Consider the following 15,563-nt stretch of genomic DNA (forward strand, 5'->3'; position numbering starts at 1 on the left):
CTGATTGCGCGGAGCAGTCCCTCGCCCTAGAGGCTGTCGCGTGATCGAGGCAAGGATGTTGAACGGGTTGCGGAGCCTGCTGGCGCTATTGGCCTGCGCGGTGCTGTTCGCCTCCGCCGCCTTTGCGCAAGGCGAGCGCGAGAACTCGATCCGCGCCGAACTCTTCGCCGAGGGTGCGGCGGTGGCGGGCGAGGAATGGACGCTGGCGCTGCATTTCACGCCCGTGTCCGAGGAATGGCACGGCTACTGGCGCAATCCGGGCGATGCCGGCTACGGGATGGAGCTCGACTGGGAGCTGCCCGCGGGCTGGGAGGCGGGCGAGCCGCTCTACCCGGTGCCCGAGCGGCTGGTGATCTCGGGGCTGATGAACCACATTTACGAAGGCGCCTACACGGTGCTGGTCCCGGTCAGCGTGCCGGCGGGCGCGGACGTCGGGGATGTGGCCGCGATCGCGGTCGAGGCGGATTATCTCGCCTGCACCGACACCATCTGCGTGCCGCAGCAGGCGCGGCTGACGCTCGACGCCAACACCATTGCGCTCGATCCGCGCTTCGACCGCTGGCGCGCCGCGATCGCGCCGCTGCTCGACCGCGAGGGAAGCTTCGCGATCGCGAACGGGCGTTTGCGGATCGCGGTCCCGGTCCCCGCCGAGCTCGACCTAGGCGCCCCGCATGTTTTCATCGGCGAACCCGATCTGGTCGATTACACCGCGGATCAAGCCTTCTTCCGCGATGGCGACCGGCTCATCGCCGAGATCCCGCTGGGCCGCGGCACGCTGCCGGCGACCCTGTCGGGCATCCTGTCGTTCGGGCAAGGCGAGGGCGTTCGCTTCACGGCGCAGCCGGGCGCGGTCCCAGCATCGGGAACTGCGTTCGCGCCCGGCGCAGACGAGCTGCCCTCGGTCTGGCTCGCTCTGCTCGGCGCGCTGCTGGGCGGACTGCTGCTCAACGTGATGCCCTGCGTCTTCCCGATCCTCAGCCTCAAGGCGCTCTCGCTCGCCAGGGCGGGGGGCGACGAGCGCGCGGCGCGGCGCGATGCGCTGTTCTACACGCTCGGCGTGGTGCTCGCCTGTCTCGCACTGGGGGCGCTGCTGCTCGCCTTGCGCGCGGCGGGAGAGCAGATCGGCTGGGCGTTCCAGCTGCAGGAGCTCGCGGTGGTGGTGGCGCTGCTAGTGCTTGCCGCGGCGATCACCGCCAATTTCGCCGGCGCGTTCGAGCTTCCCGGCCTGGTGATGCGCGGCGGGAAGGGCGGGGCGAGCAGCTTCGGGACCGGACTGCTCGCGGCCTTCGTCGCGACGCCGTGCACCGGTCCCTTCATGGCGGCGGCGATGGGCGCCGCGCTGCTGCTGCCGGTGGCGCAGGCGCTCGCGCTGTTCGCGGCGCTCGGGGTGGGGCTGGCGCTGCCCTTCCTGCTGCTCGGCTTCGTGCCGGGCCTGCGCCGCGCGCTGCCGCGACCGGGACCGTGGATGGCCAGTTTCCGCCGCTGGATGGCGCTGCCGATGGGGCTGACTGCGCTGGCGCTGGTCTGGCTGCTGTGGCGGATGGCGGGCGCCGGCTTCGCGCTCGCGGCGCTGGGGCTGTCGGCGGGGGCGGTGCTGCTGCTCGCGGTGCTGTTCGCGCGGCGAGCGGGCAAGTTTCGCGTGGCGGGCGCTCTGGTCGCGCTGGCGGCGACCGGGACCTTCTCAGTCCTCTTGTCCGGCCAGTCCGCAGCTCCGGCGCAGGCCAGCGAAAGCATCCACGACCCGCGCCCCTTCAGCGAGGCGGCGCTGGCCGCGGCGCGCGCGACCGGCCAACCGGTGTTCGTCTGGTTCACCGCCGACTGGTGCGTGACCTGCAAGGTCAACGAAAGCGCCGCGATCGAACGCGAGGCGGTACGCGCGGCTTTCGAGGAAGCGGGGGTGATCACGCTGGTCGGCGACTGGACCCGCCGCGACGAGGAAATCGCGCGCTTCCTCACCGATCAGGGCGCGGCGGGGGTGCCGCTCTACCTGTGGTATCCGGCGGGGGAGGGGGCGCAGACCCTGCCGCAGGTGCTCACGCCGGATCTGTTGACGGATCTGGCGCAGCAGGCGCGAGGTTCCGTTACTGACCCTGCGCCCGGCAGCGATTGATCAATTCGCGCGGCACGCTGCTCGGGTTGAGGATGACGCTGCCTGCACCGGGTACCGTCGCTTCAACCTGCCGGGGTCCGGTGAGCACTTCGAGCGCGGGATCCTCGGCGTCGGTCGCGCCGCGCCAGCGCCAGTCGTCCCCGACTTTCTCGGCATCGACAAACAGCCGGGTGACATGCGAATTGCCGATCAGCGCGAGGATCGCCTTGGCGTTGGGATCGGCGGCGACGATCCGTTCATAGGCGATCTGCGCTCCGCCCGGACCTTCCACGCAGGCCAGCGCCAGCAGCGGCGTCTCGCCGGGATTGCCATAGATGATCCGTCCCGGCTCGCGGCTGACGACCCATTGCGCTCCCGCAGTGTCGGGCGCGAGCAGCGGTTCGGACGGGCCCGAGCGCTCCTGGAGCCCGACCCGTGCGACGTAATCGTCGGCGGCGGGCGGCTTGCACGATGGTAGCGCGAGGAGCGGGAGGGCGGCGAGACACAGGAGGGTGATGGAGCGCATCGGCGCAGCTATGCGATCACCCCGCCGATGGTCAATTCCCGTCAGCTGCAGGCGGCCACCACCCGGTCGATCGCCTCGTCCGCGGGCGTGGTCACGCTTTCGCTGCCGAGGGTGAAAGTCAGCGGCTCCGACGAGGCTGCGAAGAAGGCGAGCGCCGGATCGCCGGCGGCAATCTCGCCGTTCCAGATCGCGTCGGGCCCGAGCGCGCTGGCGGTGCCGGTCACCGAAAATTCGACCGTCCGGTCGCCCGACGTGACGGCGACGGTTTCCCGGGCGCCCTCCTGCGCCGCCGAGAGCCATTGGAAAGCGACCACCGCATCGTCCTCGTCGAGCGAGAGATTGCAGCTGAGCGAAACGATGCCTTCCGAATTCGCGGGGCCGAACAGCGCGGTCTGCGTCGCGGGCTTGTAGAACCAGCGATTGCCCTGCGCGTCGGCGCCTGCTTGAGCCGTGGTGGTTTCTTCGAGCGATGCTGCCGCATCGACCGGCTCCTCGGCGTTGTCGGAACAGGCGGCAAGCGCGAACGGGGCGAGAAGGACCAGAGGGAGGCGCAAGGGCGAGTTCCTTTCGAAGAGACTATGCAGGAAACCATGCCTGGCCCAGCGGGTTCCGCGAACGATGGTTAACTGGTTGTAACCTTTACGGTTTGCCGCCCATCTTCTTGTAGCTGGTCTTGCCGTAGCGCATCTTACGGGTACCCGGCTTGCCTTCGTTCGAGCGGCCGACCTGCGGTGCGCGCTTCTCGCCGTCGGGCAGGCCGAGCTCGTCGTTCTCGAGCCGGCGGATCTCGTCGCGCAGCCGGCCCGCCTCCTCGAATTCCAGATTGGCCGCAGCGTTGCGCATCCGCTTTTCGAGGTCCTCGATATAGCCGCGCAGATTGTGGCCCACCAGATTGTTGACCGCGGGGTCGCCGATATCGACCGTCACCCCGTCCTGCGCCGCGCTGTGCGCGACGATATCGGCGATGTCGCGCTTGATCGTGGTGGGGGTGATGCCGTGCTCGGCATTGTATTCGCGCTGCTTCTCGCGGCGGCGATCGGTCTCCGCGATCGCGCGCTCCATCGAGCCGGTGATGCGGTCGGCATAGAGGATCACCCGCCCGTCCACGTTGCGCGCCGCGCGGCCGATGGTCTGGATGAGCGAGGTTTCCGAGCGCAGGAAGCCTTCCTTGTCGGCATCGAGGATCGCCACCAGCCCGCATTCGGGGATGTCGAGCCCCTCGCGCAGGAGGTTGATGCCGATCAGCACGTCATAGACGCCCAGCCGCAGGTCGCGGATCAGCTCGATCCGCTCCAGCGTCTCGACGTCGGAGTGCATGTAGCGCACCCGCACGCCCTGTTCGTGCATGAATTCGGTCAGGTCCTCGGCCATCCGCTTGGTCAGCGTGGTGACCAGCGTGCGGTAGCCCTGCTTGGCGGTCTTGAGACACTGGTCGATGCAGTCCTGCACCTGGTCCTCGACCGGGCGGATCTCGACCGGGGGATCGATCAGCCCGGTGGGGCGGATGACCTGTTCGGCGAAGACGCCGCCGGTCTGCTCCATCTCCCAGCTGCCGGGAGTGGCCGAGACCGCGACGGTCTGAGGGCGCATCGCGTCCCATTCGTTGAAGCGCAGCGGGCGGTTGTCGATGCACGACGGCAGGCGGAAGCCGAATTCGGCCAGCGTGATCTTGCGCCGATGATCGCCCTTCGACATCGCGCCGATCTGCGGCACGGTCTGGTGGCTTTCGTCGACGAACAGCAGCGCGTTCTCGGGCAGATATTCGAACAGCGTGGGCGGCGGCTCGCCCGGCAGGCGGCCGGTCAGGAAGCGGCTGTAATTCTCGATCCCGTTGCAGCTGCCGGTCGCGGCAATCATCTCGAGATCGAAATTGGTCCGCTGCTCGAGCCGCTGGGCTTCGAGCAAGTGACCCTCGGCGTGCAGTTCCTTCAATCGTTCGGTCAGCTCGAAGCGGATCGCCTCGGCCGCCTGCTTCATCGTCGGACCGGGCGTGACATAGTGCGAATTGGCGTAGACGCGGACCTTCTCGAGGCTCGCGCCCTTCTTGCCGGTGAGCGGATCGAATTCGCTGATTTCCTCGATCTCGTCGCCGAAGAAGCCGATCCGCCAGGCGATGTCCTCGTAATGCGAGGGGTAGATTTCGAGGCTGTCGCCGCGGACGCGGAAATTGCCCCGCGCGAAGGCGACGTCGTTGCGCTTGTATTGCAGCGCGACCAGCTTGCGGATCAGCTCGCGCTGGTCGACGCTCTCGCCTTTCTTGAGATCGAAGATCATCGCCGAATAGGTCTCGACCGAGCCGATGCCGTAGAGGCATGAAACCGAGGCGACGATGATCACGTCGTCGCGTTCGAGCAGCGCGCGGGTGGCCGAGTGGCGCATCCGGTCGATCGCCTCGTTCACCGAACTTTCCTTCTCGATATAGGTGTCCGAGCGCGGGACATAGGCCTCGGGCTGGTAATAGTCGTAATAGCTGACGAAATACTCGACCGCATTGTTGGGAAAGAAGCTCTTGAACTCGCCATAGAGCTGCGCGGCGAGGATCTTGTTGGGCGCGAGGATGAGCGCGGGGCGCTGCACCCGCTCGATCACCTGCGCCATGGTGTAGGTCTTGCCGCTGCCGGTGACCCCCAGCAGCACCTGCGTCTGCTCGCCCTCGTTCACGGCGCCGACCAGATCCTCGATCGCGGTCGGCTGATCGCCGGCGGGGCTGTATTGCGAGATCAGCTCGAAGGGGCGCCCCGGCATCGATTTCTCGGGCCGCGCGGGTTTGTGGGGTACGAAGTCCCCGGTGGTATCGGGTTCATCGAGTCCCCGGCGGATTACGAGTTCGGCCATATGCGCCGATATGGGGCAGGGGGAGCCGCCGATCAACGGGCGCTTGGCAAGCACCGCATTGGCGTGCAGATTGCCCTGGAAGCCCACCGGCTTGTCAGGGAGATCTCGTCATGCACCCATCCGTTTTCGCCGCCCCGCTCGCCCTTCTCGCTCTCGCCGGCTGCGGCGAGCCCGAACCCGAGGACGCGGACGCGGACGGCGGCGGGATCAGCCAGTCCGAAGTGGCCGAACGCGCGCGCGACACCGTCCAGCCGCAGCCGGGCCAGTATCGCGCGGTGATGGAAGTGCTCGAGGTCGATATCCCCGGCGCGCCCGCGGGCGCGGGCGACATGCTGCGCCAGATGATGGACGGCCAGGCGCACGAATATTGCCTGACCCAGGCCGATGTCGACAAGGGCTACGAGGAGATGGCGCGCCAGTCGCAGGACGGCGACTGCACCTTCCAGCGCTTCGATGTCGATGGCGGTGAAATCGATGCGCTGATGCAATGCACCGGCGAGCAGGGCAACACCATCCAGATGGCGATGACCGGAACCGCGACCCCGACTTCCTCGGCGATGAATATGACCATGACCGGCGACATGGCGGGAATGGGCGATTCGACCTTGCGGATGAAGGCGACCCACGAGCGCGTGGGTGACTGCCCTTGAGGCTGGGTAACTCGCTTGAGCTGGGTGACTGGCGTTGAGGTGAAGGGCGGCCGGAGGCGGAACCGATTCTTCTCACCCCGCGTTCATCCGGCATGGCGTCCTATGACACAATGACGGCAACCGGCCCCCTGGATACCAAGCTTGCCGAAGGGTGGAGCCGAGCCGAACTCGCCCGCCGCTGGGCGCTGGCGAGCGAACCCAACCCCGACGACGTGCGTTCGCCGCGAGCGCTGTTGCTGCTGCGCGAACTGGGGTGGGTGTTCGAGCCGTTCCGGCGGCTGTTCCGCAAGTTCGAGATCAGCCCGAGCGAACGCCCGCGCACCGTCATGCTGCTGCCCGGTTTCGGCGCGCACCCCATCCGCATGCGATATATGGCACACATCCTCGAAAAAGCGGGGCACACCGCCAAGCGCTGGGGCGTCGGGTACAATTTTGGCGCGACCGCCAAGCGCTTCGCCAAGGTCGAGGCGCGTCTGCTCGAACTGCACGAACGCGCTGGCGAGCCGATCGTGCTGGTCGGCTGGAGCCTGGGCGGCGTGATGGCGCGCGAGCTTGCCAAGCTGCACCCCGACAAGGTCGCCAAGATCATCACTCTGGGATCGCCGTTTTCGGGCAGCCCGCGCGCCAACAACGGCTGGCGCGCCTATCAGGCGATTGCCGGCCACCGGGTCGACGAACCCGAATTCGATGCCGAGCCTGCGCGCAAGCCGCCGGTCGAGACGGTAGCCTTGTGGAGCCCGCGCGACGGAGTGGTCCACCCGCGCTGCGCGCGCGGCAGGGTGGGCGAGCGCGATCGGGCGATCGGCATGCACTGCACCCACATGGGCTTCGTATCCTCGCCCGAAGTTATTAAAACCGTGTTAGGGGAACTTGAGGCGGTCTGAACCTTTGTTGTCATGACGGGAACGAGCGCTTGGACCCCGGCCATTTCTGGCTCGGGCGCAGCGTTCTTGGGGAAACATGGCAGCAGGCGAATTTTTCGACGAGATGCACAAGTCCGATGGCGGTGTGCGCGACGCCTATATTGGCTATCAGGCGTGGTATGGCGAGCAGGAAAAATCTTTCCTCAAGCGCAAGCACCGCGACGCCGAAACCGCCTTCCGCCGCACCGGCATCACTTTCAATGTCTACGGCGAGGACGAGGCCGAAGAGCGGCTGATCCCCTTCGACATGGTGCCGCGGATCATCACCGCGCATGAATGGCGCAAGCTGACCAAGGGCATCGAGCAGCGCGTCTCCGCGCTCAACGCCTTCATGCACGATCTCTACCACCGGCAGGAGATCATTCGCGCCGGCCGCGTGCCCGAGCACCTGTTCCGCAACAACGCCGCCTGGCTGCCGCATATGGTCGGTTTCACCCCGCCGGGGGGGATTTACACCCATATCGTCGGGATCGATCTGGTCCGCACCGGACCGGACGAGTTCTACGTGCTCGAGGACAACGCCCGCACCCCCAGCGGGGTCTCCTACATGCTGGAGAACCGCGAGACGATGATGGCGATGTTCCCCGAACTGTTCATGCGCGTACCGGTCGAAAGCGTTTCCAACTACCCGCGCCGGCTCGCCAAGAGCCTGGCCGCCTGCGCCCCTGCCTGCGCCGAGGGCAAGCCCGTCGTCGCGGTGCTGACGCCGGGCATCTTCAACTCCGCCTATTTCGAACACGCCTTCCTCGCCGAGCAGATGGGCGCCGAACTGGTCGAGGGCCGCGACCTGCGCATCGTCGATGGCCGGGTCGCGATGCGCACCACCTGGGGCTACAAGCCGATCGACGTGATCTATCGCCGGGTCGACGACGAATTTCTCGATCCGCTCAGCTTCAACCCCGACAGTGTGCTGGGTGTGCCGGGCATCATGGATGTCTATCGCGCCGGCCGGGTCACCATCGCCAATGCGCCGGGCACCGGGGTCGCCGACGACAAGGCGATCTATTCCTTCATGCCCGAGATCGTCGAATTCTACACCGGCGAGAAACCGCTGCTGCCCAATGTCCAGACCTGGCGCTGCTCGGACCCGGACAGCCTCGCCTATGTGCTCGACAATCTGGCCGAGCTGGTGGTCAAGGAAGTTCATGGGTCTGGCGGCTATGGGATGCTGATCGGGCCGGCGGCGAGCAAGAAGGAGTTGAGCGATTTCGCCGCCAAACTGCGCGCCGATCCCGAAGGCTATATCGCTCAGCCGACGCTGGCGCTCTCGACCTGTCCGATCTTCACCAATCGCGGCCTCGCACCGCGCCATCTCGATCTGCGCCCCTTCGTGCTGGTCTCGCCCGACAAGGTGGACATCACCCCCGGCGGGCTGACCCGGGTGGCGATGAAGCCGGGGTCGCTGGTGGTCAACTCGAGCCAGGGCGGGGGCACCAAGGACACTTGGGTGCTCAAAGACTGATGCTGGGAAGAACCGCCAATTCGCTGTTCTGGATGTTCCGCTATCTCGAGCGGGCCGAAAACACCGCGCGCCTGCTCGACGCGGGGCTGCGCATGGCGCTGACCCGCGATTCGGTCAGCGCCGAGGAGGAATGGCGTTCGGTCATCGAGACCGCCGGCCACCGCCGCGGCTACGAGGCCAAGAACGCCACCTACACCGGCATGCAGGCCTGGAACTACATCCTGCGCGACAAGGACAGTTCCGCCAGCGTCCTCAACACGTTCCAGCAGATCCGCTCCAACGCCCGCGAGGCGCGCAGCGCGATCACCAGCGAGGTCTGGGAAGCGGTCAACGACAGCTGGCTGCAGATCAAGGACATGCTTGCGCGCCCGGTCGGCGAACAGCGCGTCGGCGAGGTGCTGACCGCGGTGCGCCGCGCGGGCACGCTGGCGCATGGCGCGGTGCTGGGCTCGATGCTGCGCGAGGAGGGCTTCCACTTCGCCCGCGCCGGGACCTTCATCGAACGCGCCGACAACATCGCCCGCATCATGGACATCAAATACTATCTGCTGCTGCCCTCGCTGTCCTATGTCGGGTCGAGCATGGACACCGGGCAATGGGACATGGTGCTGCGTTCGGTCTCGGGAGACAGCGCGTACCGCTGGCTCAACGCCGGACAGATCGATGCGCGCGGTATCGTCAGCTTCCTCGTGCTCGACGAGCGCTTCCCGCGCAGCCTGGCCTATTCGCACGCGGCGCTGCGCGAGAATCTCGCTGCGCTGGCCCGCATCCACGGCATCGAGGGCACCAGCAACGAACTCATGCGCGAATCCGATACGCGCTTGTCCGGGCTCTCGATCGAGGACGTGTTCGACAAGGGCCTGCACCAGTTCCTGACCGATTTCACCGCCGCCAACTCGTCGATCGCTCAGGCGATCGCCCAAGATTACAGGTTCCTTGCCTGATGCGCCTCGATATCCGCCACACCACCCGCTATCGCTTCTCCGAACCGGTTGTCCACGCGCTCCAGCGGCTGCGGCTCACGCCCAAAGCCACTCAGGGTCAGGAAATCCTCTCCTGGACCATGGAATTCGACCATGCGCACGAGGAACTCAGCTACGACGATCAGCACCACAACCGCGTGACGCTGGTTGCCGTGGATGGCGGTGCGCGCGAGGTCACGGTCACCTGCAGCGGCGAGGTTGACACCTCGGACCATGCCGGCGTCATCGGCCACCACGCCGGCCACCTGCCGCTGTGGAGCTTCCGCGGCCAGACCCCGCGGACCAAGCCCGGGCCCAGGATGAAGGCGCTGGCTGAAAGCGTCCGCGCCGAAGGCCAGCAACCGCTCGACACGCTTCACACGCTCTCGGCGCGGATCATCGATGCGGTTGCCTACGAGATCGGCACCACCGATGTGAACACGCCTGCCGAACAATCGCTCTGCGAAGGGCACGGCGTGTGTCAGGATCATGCGCAGATCTTCATCGGCGCAGCGCGGTCGCTCGATATCCCCGCGCGCTATGTCAGCGGCTATCTGATGATGGACGACCGCATCGAGCAGGATGCCACCCATGGCTGGGCCGAGGCCTTCGTCGAAGGGCTGGGCTGGGTCGGATTCGACATTTCCAACGGCATCAGCCCCGACCAGCGCTATGTCCGGGTTGCCACCGGGCGCGATTACCGCGATGCCGCGCCGATCACCGGGATCACCTTCGGCAGCGCCTCGCAGGAGCTGCAGGTCGAAGTCGCCGTGGCTCAGCGCCAGGTTCAACAATAACCAGGTTCAACAACAGGGAGAATGCATGACATATTGCGTGGGAATGATCGTCGAGAAGGGTCTCGTGTTGATGAGCGACACCCGCACAAATTCGGGTGTCGACAACATTTCCGTGTTCCGCAAGATGTTCCACTGGCAGGTGCCCGGCGACCGGATCATCACCGTCATGACCGCAGGCAATCTCGCCACCACCCAGGCGGTGGTCAGCCAGCTCGAAGAGCGCACCAAGGAACCCGACCAGCGCGACAATGTGCTGCTGCAATCGCCGACCATGTTCCAGGTCGCGAGCGAGATCGGCAAACTGGTGCGCGAAACCATCGCCGAGCGCCAGCGCATCAATGGCGAGCGCGGCAAGGGCCGCTTCACCGCCTCGATCATCGTCGCGGGCCAGATCGCCGGGATGGAGCCGCGATTGTTCATGGTCTATCCGGAAGGCAATTTCATCGAGGCCAGCGCCGACACGCCCTTCTTCCAGATCGGCGAGACCAAATACGGCCGCCCGATTATCCTGCGCGGCTACGATCGCTCGATGAGCATGGAGGATGCGGTCAAGCTGCTGACGGTGTCGTTCGATTCGACGCTCAAGGCCAATCTCTCGGTCGGCCTGCCGCTCGATCTGATGGTGATCGAACGCGACCAGTTCGAGGTGACGCACCAGCGCCGAATCGCGCATGACGATCCCTATTTTCTGGCAATCTCGACCAGCTGGAGCGATGCCCTGCGCACCGCGTTCCATTCGCTGCCCGACTACAGCTTCTTCAGCGATTACGAAGCCGAATAACGCGTCATGGCCGAGGTCAGCGGCAGAAGCTTCCGCTGCCCAGCTCGACATGCAGATGGTCGCGATGCGCGGCGTTGTACTCCGGACCCAGCACGGTGCCGAAGCGCTTGCAGGCGCTGCGATGGACTGTGCGGAGAAAGGCCTGCTCGTCGCGATCGCGCGACGACCAACCGTCGATCACGCTGATCCGGCGTCCGTCCGCGAGCACGAAAGCGCCGATATCGATCGCTTCGGCCCGGCTGTGCGCCGAGAGCCGCCCGGTGCCGGCCACGTTGCGGCAGGAATAGCTGCCCATGGTCTCGATCCGCTCTAGCGGGCTGCCGAGCATCTGGCGCGCCGCACGGTCCACGCCGAAGCGCGCCCAGCCCGAAAAGGCACTCGCCAGCGGACAGGCAACCGGACCCAGATTCGACAGCGCAAATCCGCCCGCGTCGCCCTGAAGGCGATCGAGCCGGACGCTGTTGGATATCTGGCAACCGGCGCCGTAGTGGCGGTCGGGGACGGGCGAGTAGAGCGATCCGGTGCGCGCCAGCTCGCTGAGGCATTGCGCGGCTTCGGGCCGGATCGATACGGCGGCGCCGTTCGAAGCGCCGCGTGCTCCGGGCCGTTCCGGTTCGCGCGACTGCGGCACTGCGGAGCATCCGCCGAGCGCGATGAGCGCGAGAAACCAGAGCAACTGCCGCATGCGCGAGCCGTAACCCGATCATGCTTAACCAAAGCCTAAGCGGGGCGCGAAACCTGCGTCAGGATTCGGGAACCGCGCATTGCTCCCACAGCTCGATCTTGATCCCGTCGGGGTCGAGCAGCCAGGCGAACTTGCCATAGCCCTCGTCGGCGCTGTCGAGAATTGCGACGCCCTTGGCCTTGAGCTGTTCGACCATGGCGTCGCAATCGTCGACCCGCAGGTTGATCATGAAGCCGCCGGCGCCCGGCTTGATATAGGCATCGTCCTTGAAATGGCTGACCAGCGAATAGGGCTGCTCCTTGGTCTCTTCGGACCACATCAGCTGCGGGCCGTATTCGCCGCCGAGCCCGAGCACCTCGCGGTACCATTGCCGCGTCGCCTCGGGGTCCTTCACCACGTAGAAGACCCCGCCCAGTCCGGTCACCTTCGCCATCGCCTCGCTCCTCAGTAGCCGCTCGCCTGCCCGTCCTTGCGCATTTCGGTCGCGCCGGTCAGCACCCCGGTCTCGGGGTCGCGGGCGATCGCCTGATAGCCGCCGAACATGATTCCGTCGGCGACCACTTCGACTGTGTGACCCATCGCGCGCAGCCGCTCGACGGTCGCGGCGGGCAGGCCCGGTTCGACGAACAGCGTGCCCAGCGGATCGGCGGAAGGACCGGCCAGCGGTTCGGTGGGCTGGCGCCCGCCATCGTGGTTGATCCGCGCCGCGTCGCCCGCTTCCTGCAGGTTCATGTCGTAATCGACCATGTTGATCAGCACCTGGACATGGCCCTGCGGCTGCATCCCACCGCCCATCAGCCCCAACGTCATCCACGGCTTGCCGTCCTTCTTCACGAAGGCGGGGATGATGGTCTGGAAGGGGCGCTTTTTCGGCTCGTAGGCGTTGGGATGCGCGGGATCGAGGCTGTAGAGCTCGCCGCGGTCCTGGAACATGAAGCCCAGCCCGTCGGGGGTCAGCCCGCCGCCCATGCCGCGGTAGTTGGACTGGATCAGGCTCACCATCATCCCGTCGCCGTCGACCACGGTCAGATAGGTGGTGTCGCCTTGGCCCTCGAGCTTGGGCTCGCCGGGGCCGAATTCGGGGGTGGCGCGCGCCGGATCGATCAGCGCGAAGCGCTCGCGGCCGTATTCCTCGGTGAGGAGTTCGGCGGGCAGAGCGGCGAAGTCGGGATCGGCGTAGAACCGCGCGACATCGGCGTAGGCGAGCCGCTTGGCTTCGGTGATGTAGTGGATCGCCTCGGGGCTGCCGCGTTCCCACTGCGCGAGATCGACGTTTTTGAGGATGTTGACCATCTGCAGCGCGGCGAAGCCCTGGCTGTTGGGCGGCAGCTCGCACAATTCATAGCCGTCGCGGTAAAGCGCGCAGGCGGGATCGACCCATTCGCTGTCATGCGCGGCGAAGTCCGCGAGCGTGTAGGCCGAACCCTGTCGCTGCAGATAGTCGACCATCACCTGCGCGAGCTCGCCTTCGTAAAAAGCGTCGCGTCCGTCGCGCCCGATGGTCTCGAGCGTGGCGGCCAGATCGGGGTTGCGGAAGATCTCGCCCGCCTCGGGCGCACTGCCATCGGCGAACCAGGTGGCGCGCGCATTGGCGAAATCGAACGGCATGGTCTGCTGCCGCGCCTCGAACGAGCGCAGGCTGCGCTCGAGATACATGGCGATGACGGGAGCGACCGGATGGCCTTCGCGGGCGTAGCGCACGGTGGGCGCGAGGATGTCGCTCATCGGTAGCTTGCCGAAGCGTTCGTGCATCGCGAACCAGGCGTCGACCGTGCCCGGGATGGTGACCGGCAGCGGACCGACCGGGGGCAGCGCCTCCGCGCCGTCCAGTTTGGCGCGCAATTGCGCGAGCGTTTGTCCGCTGGGCGAGCGGCCCGAGCCATTGATGCCGTGGAGCTTGTCGGTCGCCGGGTCGTAGACGATCGCGAACAGATCGCCCCCGATGCCGTTGCCGGTCGGCTCCATCAGCCCGAGCGCGGCATTGGCGGCGATCGCCGCATCGACCGCGCTGCCGCCCGCCTTGAGGATGTCGAGCGCGATCTGCGTCGCCAGCGGATGCGCGGTGGCGGCCATGCCGTGCTCGGCGATCACCGGGCTGCGCGACCAGTTCGCGCCGACCGGACGGCCCCCGGCGCCGATCTGCTGCTCGATCGGCCGAGGACTCTCAGGCTCCTGCGCCTGCCCGCCGGTTGCGGTCAGGGCGAGGGCGGCGATACCGGCGAGCAGCGTGTGCGATCTGATCATGTTCTCTCCAGAGTGGCGGCGTTGGCTTGCGGCTGCGTGGCCCTGCTGACCAGCACGATGGCGAGCCAGCTGGCGATGAAGCCGGGGACGATCTCGTAGAGACCCTGGCCGCCGATGAAGTCTGCATTCAGCCCGAGCGCGATCCACAGCGCGACCACCGCCGCGCCGGTCACCAGCCCGGCCACCGCCCCCGCGCCAGTCATCCGGTCCCAGGTCAGCGCCAGCACGATCAGCGGCCCGAAGGCGGCGCCGAACCCGGCCCAGGCGTTGGCGACCAGACCCAGCACCTCGCTGTCGGGATCGGCGGCGATGACGATCGCGGCCAGCGCCACCAGCGCGACGCAGATCCGCCCGACATTCACCGCCTCGCGTTCGCTGGCGTTTTTGCGCAGGAACAGGCGGTAGAAATCCTCGGTCAGCGAGCTGGAGGAGACCAGCAGCTGCGAGCTGATCGTGCTCATGATCGCGGCGAGCAGTGCGGCGAGCAGGAAGCCGGTCACCAGCGGGTGGAACAGCAGCTCCGAAAGAACGATGAAGATCGTCTCGGGGTCGTCGATCACCAGCCCGTTGCGGTTGGCGTAGGCGCGGCCCGCGAGCCCGATACCGAGCGAACCGGCCAGCGCCACCGCCATCCAGATCAGCCCGATGGCGCGCGCCGCGGGCACGTCCTCGACGCTACGCAGCGCCATGAACCGCACGATGATATGCGGCTGGCCGAAATAGCCCAGCCCCCAGGTCACCGCGCTGATGAAGCCGAGCGCGGTTAGCCCCTGCGTCAGGCTGAGGAAGCCCTCGACCGGCACTTCGAGCAGCGAGGCACCGCCGCTGCCGCCATCGCCGAACATCACCACCAGCGGCATCAGCACCAGCGCCACCACCATGATGCAGCCCTGCACGAAATCGGTCAGGCTGACCGCGAGGAAGCCGCCCACCATGGTGTAGGCGAGCACCACCCCGGCGGTGATCCAGATGCCGAGCATGTAATCGCTCATGCCCGAAGCGGGCAGCAGTTCGGCGAAGGCGGTCTGGAACAGCTTGCCGCCGCCGACTAGGCCAGCGGCGGTGTAGACGGTGAAGAAGGCGACGATCACGATCGCGCTGATGACCCGCAGCAGCACCGCCTTGTCGGGAAAGCGGTTAGCGAGGAATTGCGGGATGGTGAGTGCATTGCCCAGATCCTGCGTCTGGCGGCGCAGCCGCGGCGCGACGATGTACCAGTTCGCCACCGCGCCCAGGAACAGCCCGATCCCGATCCAGGCTTCGACCAGCCCGGCGGCGAACAGCGCACCGGGCAGGCCCAGCAGCAGCCAGCCCGACATATCCGAAGCGCCTGCGGAGAGCGCCGCGACGCCGGGCGACAGATTGCGTCCCGCGAGCAGATAGCCCTCGCTGGTGTCGGTCGAGCGCTTCCAGGCGAACAGCCCGATGCCGATCATCAGGATGAAATAGAGGGCGAGGGTGATCAGGGTTCCGGTTTGCATGGACGGGCGATTAACAAAGGCGGCGAACAATTGCCACTCGCGCGGTCACGGGTGGTCGATCCGGCTTTCACCGCAGTGCAACATAATTGTCGTGGCCCTGTCACCGGAGCGGCGCAGAGGCGCGGCGA

The 15,563-nt window shown here is 66.9% G+C and carries 14 protein-coding genes; 7 read left to right on the top strand and 7 right to left on the bottom strand.

Annotation, left to right across the window (positions count from 1 at the left end; genetic code table 11):
* Positions 1–40 precede the first annotated feature (40 nt).
* A complete protein-coding gene (locus ACQ5J0_RS09735) occupies positions 41–2,110 on the top strand; it encodes a protein-disulfide reductase DsbD family protein (RefSeq protein ID WP_462567282.1) in 2,070 nt (689 codons plus the stop codon).
* On the opposite strand, the gene ACQ5J0_RS09740 is transcribed toward ACQ5J0_RS09735, so the two are convergent.
* The 3 genes from ACQ5J0_RS09740 to uvrB all read right to left on the bottom strand — a co-directional run bounded on the left by ACQ5J0_RS09740 (position 2,082) and on the right by uvrB (position 5,450).
* Complete coding sequence (locus ACQ5J0_RS09740) at positions 2,082–2,615, bottom strand: hypothetical protein (protein WP_462567283.1); 534 nt, start codon at positions 2,613–2,615, stop codon at positions 2,082–2,084. The two genes, ACQ5J0_RS09735 and ACQ5J0_RS09740, sit on opposite strands and share 29 nt — an antisense overlap.
* 41 nt (positions 2,616–2,656) lie before the next feature.
* On the bottom strand, positions 2,657–3,169 hold the full coding sequence (locus tag ACQ5J0_RS09745) for a hypothetical protein (RefSeq protein WP_462567284.1): 513 nt from the start codon (positions 3,167–3,169) through the stop codon (positions 2,657–2,659).
* 85 nt (positions 3,170–3,254) lie between these two features.
* Positions 3,255–5,450, bottom strand: coding sequence for an excinuclease ABC subunit UvrB (uvrB, locus tag ACQ5J0_RS09750; protein WP_462567285.1), 2,196 nt, complete (start codon positions 5,448–5,450; stop codon positions 3,255–3,257).
* A 110-nt stretch (positions 5,451–5,560) separates the two neighbouring features.
* On the opposite strand from uvrB, the gene ACQ5J0_RS09755 reads away from it, so the two are divergent.
* The 6 genes from ACQ5J0_RS09755 (at position 5,561) to ACQ5J0_RS09780 (ending at position 11,025) form a co-directional block, all read left to right on the top strand.
* A complete protein-coding gene (locus tag ACQ5J0_RS09755; RefSeq protein ID WP_462567286.1) occupies positions 5,561–6,100 on the top strand; it encodes a DUF3617 domain-containing protein in 540 nt (179 codons plus the stop codon).
* Between the two features lie 92 nt (positions 6,101–6,192).
* Positions 6,193–6,984 carry an esterase/lipase family protein gene (locus tag ACQ5J0_RS09760; protein WP_462567287.1) on the top strand — a complete coding sequence of 264 codons (792 nt, stop codon included), beginning with the start codon at positions 6,193–6,195 and terminating at the stop codon, positions 6,982–6,984.
* A gap of 76 nt (positions 6,985–7,060) precedes the next feature.
* The gene (locus tag ACQ5J0_RS09765; RefSeq protein ID WP_462567288.1) at positions 7,061–8,485 is read left to right on the top strand and encodes a circularly permuted type 2 ATP-grasp protein; all 1,425 of its coding nucleotides are present in this window, start codon (positions 7,061–7,063) and stop codon (positions 8,483–8,485) included.
* Positions 8,485–9,429, top strand: coding sequence for an alpha-E domain-containing protein (locus ACQ5J0_RS09770; RefSeq protein ID WP_462567289.1), 945 nt, complete (start codon positions 8,485–8,487; stop codon positions 9,427–9,429). Before ACQ5J0_RS09765 ends, ACQ5J0_RS09770 begins: the two co-directional genes overlap by 1 nt.
* Complete coding sequence (locus tag ACQ5J0_RS09775) at positions 9,429–10,244, top strand: transglutaminase family protein (RefSeq protein WP_462567290.1); 816 nt, start codon at positions 9,429–9,431, stop codon at positions 10,242–10,244. Before ACQ5J0_RS09770 ends, ACQ5J0_RS09775 begins: the two co-directional genes overlap by 1 nt.
* Before the next feature lie 25 nt (positions 10,245–10,269).
* The gene (locus ACQ5J0_RS09780) at positions 10,270–11,025 is read left to right on the top strand and encodes a peptidase (protein WP_462567291.1); all 756 of its coding nucleotides are present in this window, start codon (positions 10,270–10,272) and stop codon (positions 11,023–11,025) included.
* A 16-nt stretch (positions 11,026–11,041) separates the two neighbouring features.
* Here ACQ5J0_RS09780 and ACQ5J0_RS09785 read toward each other — a convergent pair whose 3' ends face one another.
* Genes ACQ5J0_RS09785 through putP form a run of 4 tightly spaced genes read right to left on the bottom strand, consistent with a single transcriptional unit; the run spans position 11,042 to position 15,435 of the window.
* Positions 11,042–11,710 carry an extensin-like domain-containing protein gene (locus tag ACQ5J0_RS09785; RefSeq protein ID WP_462567292.1) on the bottom strand — a complete coding sequence of 223 codons (669 nt, stop codon included), beginning with the start codon at positions 11,708–11,710 and terminating at the stop codon, positions 11,042–11,044.
* Between the two features lie 58 nt (positions 11,711–11,768).
* Positions 11,769–12,143, bottom strand: coding sequence for a VOC family protein (locus tag ACQ5J0_RS09790; RefSeq protein WP_462567293.1), 375 nt, complete (start codon positions 12,141–12,143; stop codon positions 11,769–11,771).
* 11 nt (positions 12,144–12,154) lie between these two features.
* Entirely contained in the window at positions 12,155–13,954 is a 1,800-nt protein-coding gene (locus tag ACQ5J0_RS09795; protein WP_462567294.1) for a gamma-glutamyltransferase family protein, read from the bottom strand.
* The gene (gene putP / locus ACQ5J0_RS09800) at positions 13,951–15,435 is read right to left on the bottom strand and encodes a sodium/proline symporter PutP (RefSeq protein ID WP_462567295.1); all 1,485 of its coding nucleotides are present in this window, start codon (positions 15,433–15,435) and stop codon (positions 13,951–13,953) included. The genes ACQ5J0_RS09795 and putP overlap by 4 nt, the downstream gene beginning before the upstream one ends.
* Between the last annotated feature and the right edge of the window lie 128 nt (positions 15,436–15,563).

Source organism: Qipengyuania sp. SM2512, from assembly GCF_054954005.1.

What these genes read in the sequence shown, in the direction of transcription:
- ACQ5J0_RS09795 (WP_462567294.1), bottom strand. Translation starts at nt 13,954, where the DNA reads ATGATCAGATCGCACACGCTGCTCGCCGGTATCGCCGCCCTCGCCCTG.
- uvrB (WP_462567285.1), bottom strand. Translation starts at nt 5,450, where the DNA reads ATGGCCGAACTCGTAATCCGCCGGGGACTCGATGAACCCGATACCACC.
- ACQ5J0_RS09785 (WP_462567292.1), bottom strand. Translation starts at nt 11,710, where the DNA reads ATGCGGCAGTTGCTCTGGTTTCTCGCGCTCATCGCGCTCGGCGGATGC.
- ACQ5J0_RS09790 (WP_462567293.1), bottom strand. Translation starts at nt 12,143, where the DNA reads ATGGCGAAGGTGACCGGACTGGGCGGGGTCTTCTACGTGGTGAAGGAC.
- ACQ5J0_RS09765 (WP_462567288.1), top strand. Translation starts at nt 7,061, where the DNA reads ATGGCAGCAGGCGAATTTTTCGACGAGATGCACAAGTCCGATGGCGGT.
- ACQ5J0_RS09760 (WP_462567287.1), top strand. Translation starts at nt 6,193, where the DNA reads ATGGCGTCCTATGACACAATGACGGCAACCGGCCCCCTGGATACCAAG.
- ACQ5J0_RS09770 (WP_462567289.1), top strand. Translation starts at nt 8,485, where the DNA reads ATGCTGGGAAGAACCGCCAATTCGCTGTTCTGGATGTTCCGCTATCTC.
- ACQ5J0_RS09740 (WP_462567283.1), bottom strand. Translation starts at nt 2,615, where the DNA reads ATGCGCTCCATCACCCTCCTGTGTCTCGCCGCCCTCCCGCTCCTCGCG.
- ACQ5J0_RS09755 (WP_462567286.1), top strand. Translation starts at nt 5,561, where the DNA reads ATGCACCCATCCGTTTTCGCCGCCCCGCTCGCCCTTCTCGCTCTCGCC.
- ACQ5J0_RS09780 (WP_462567291.1), top strand. Translation starts at nt 10,270, where the DNA reads ATGACATATTGCGTGGGAATGATCGTCGAGAAGGGTCTCGTGTTGATG.
- putP (WP_462567295.1), bottom strand. Translation starts at nt 15,435, where the DNA reads ATGCAAACCGGAACCCTGATCACCCTCGCCCTCTATTTCATCCTGATG.
- ACQ5J0_RS09775 (WP_462567290.1), top strand. Translation starts at nt 9,429, where the DNA reads ATGCGCCTCGATATCCGCCACACCACCCGCTATCGCTTCTCCGAACCG.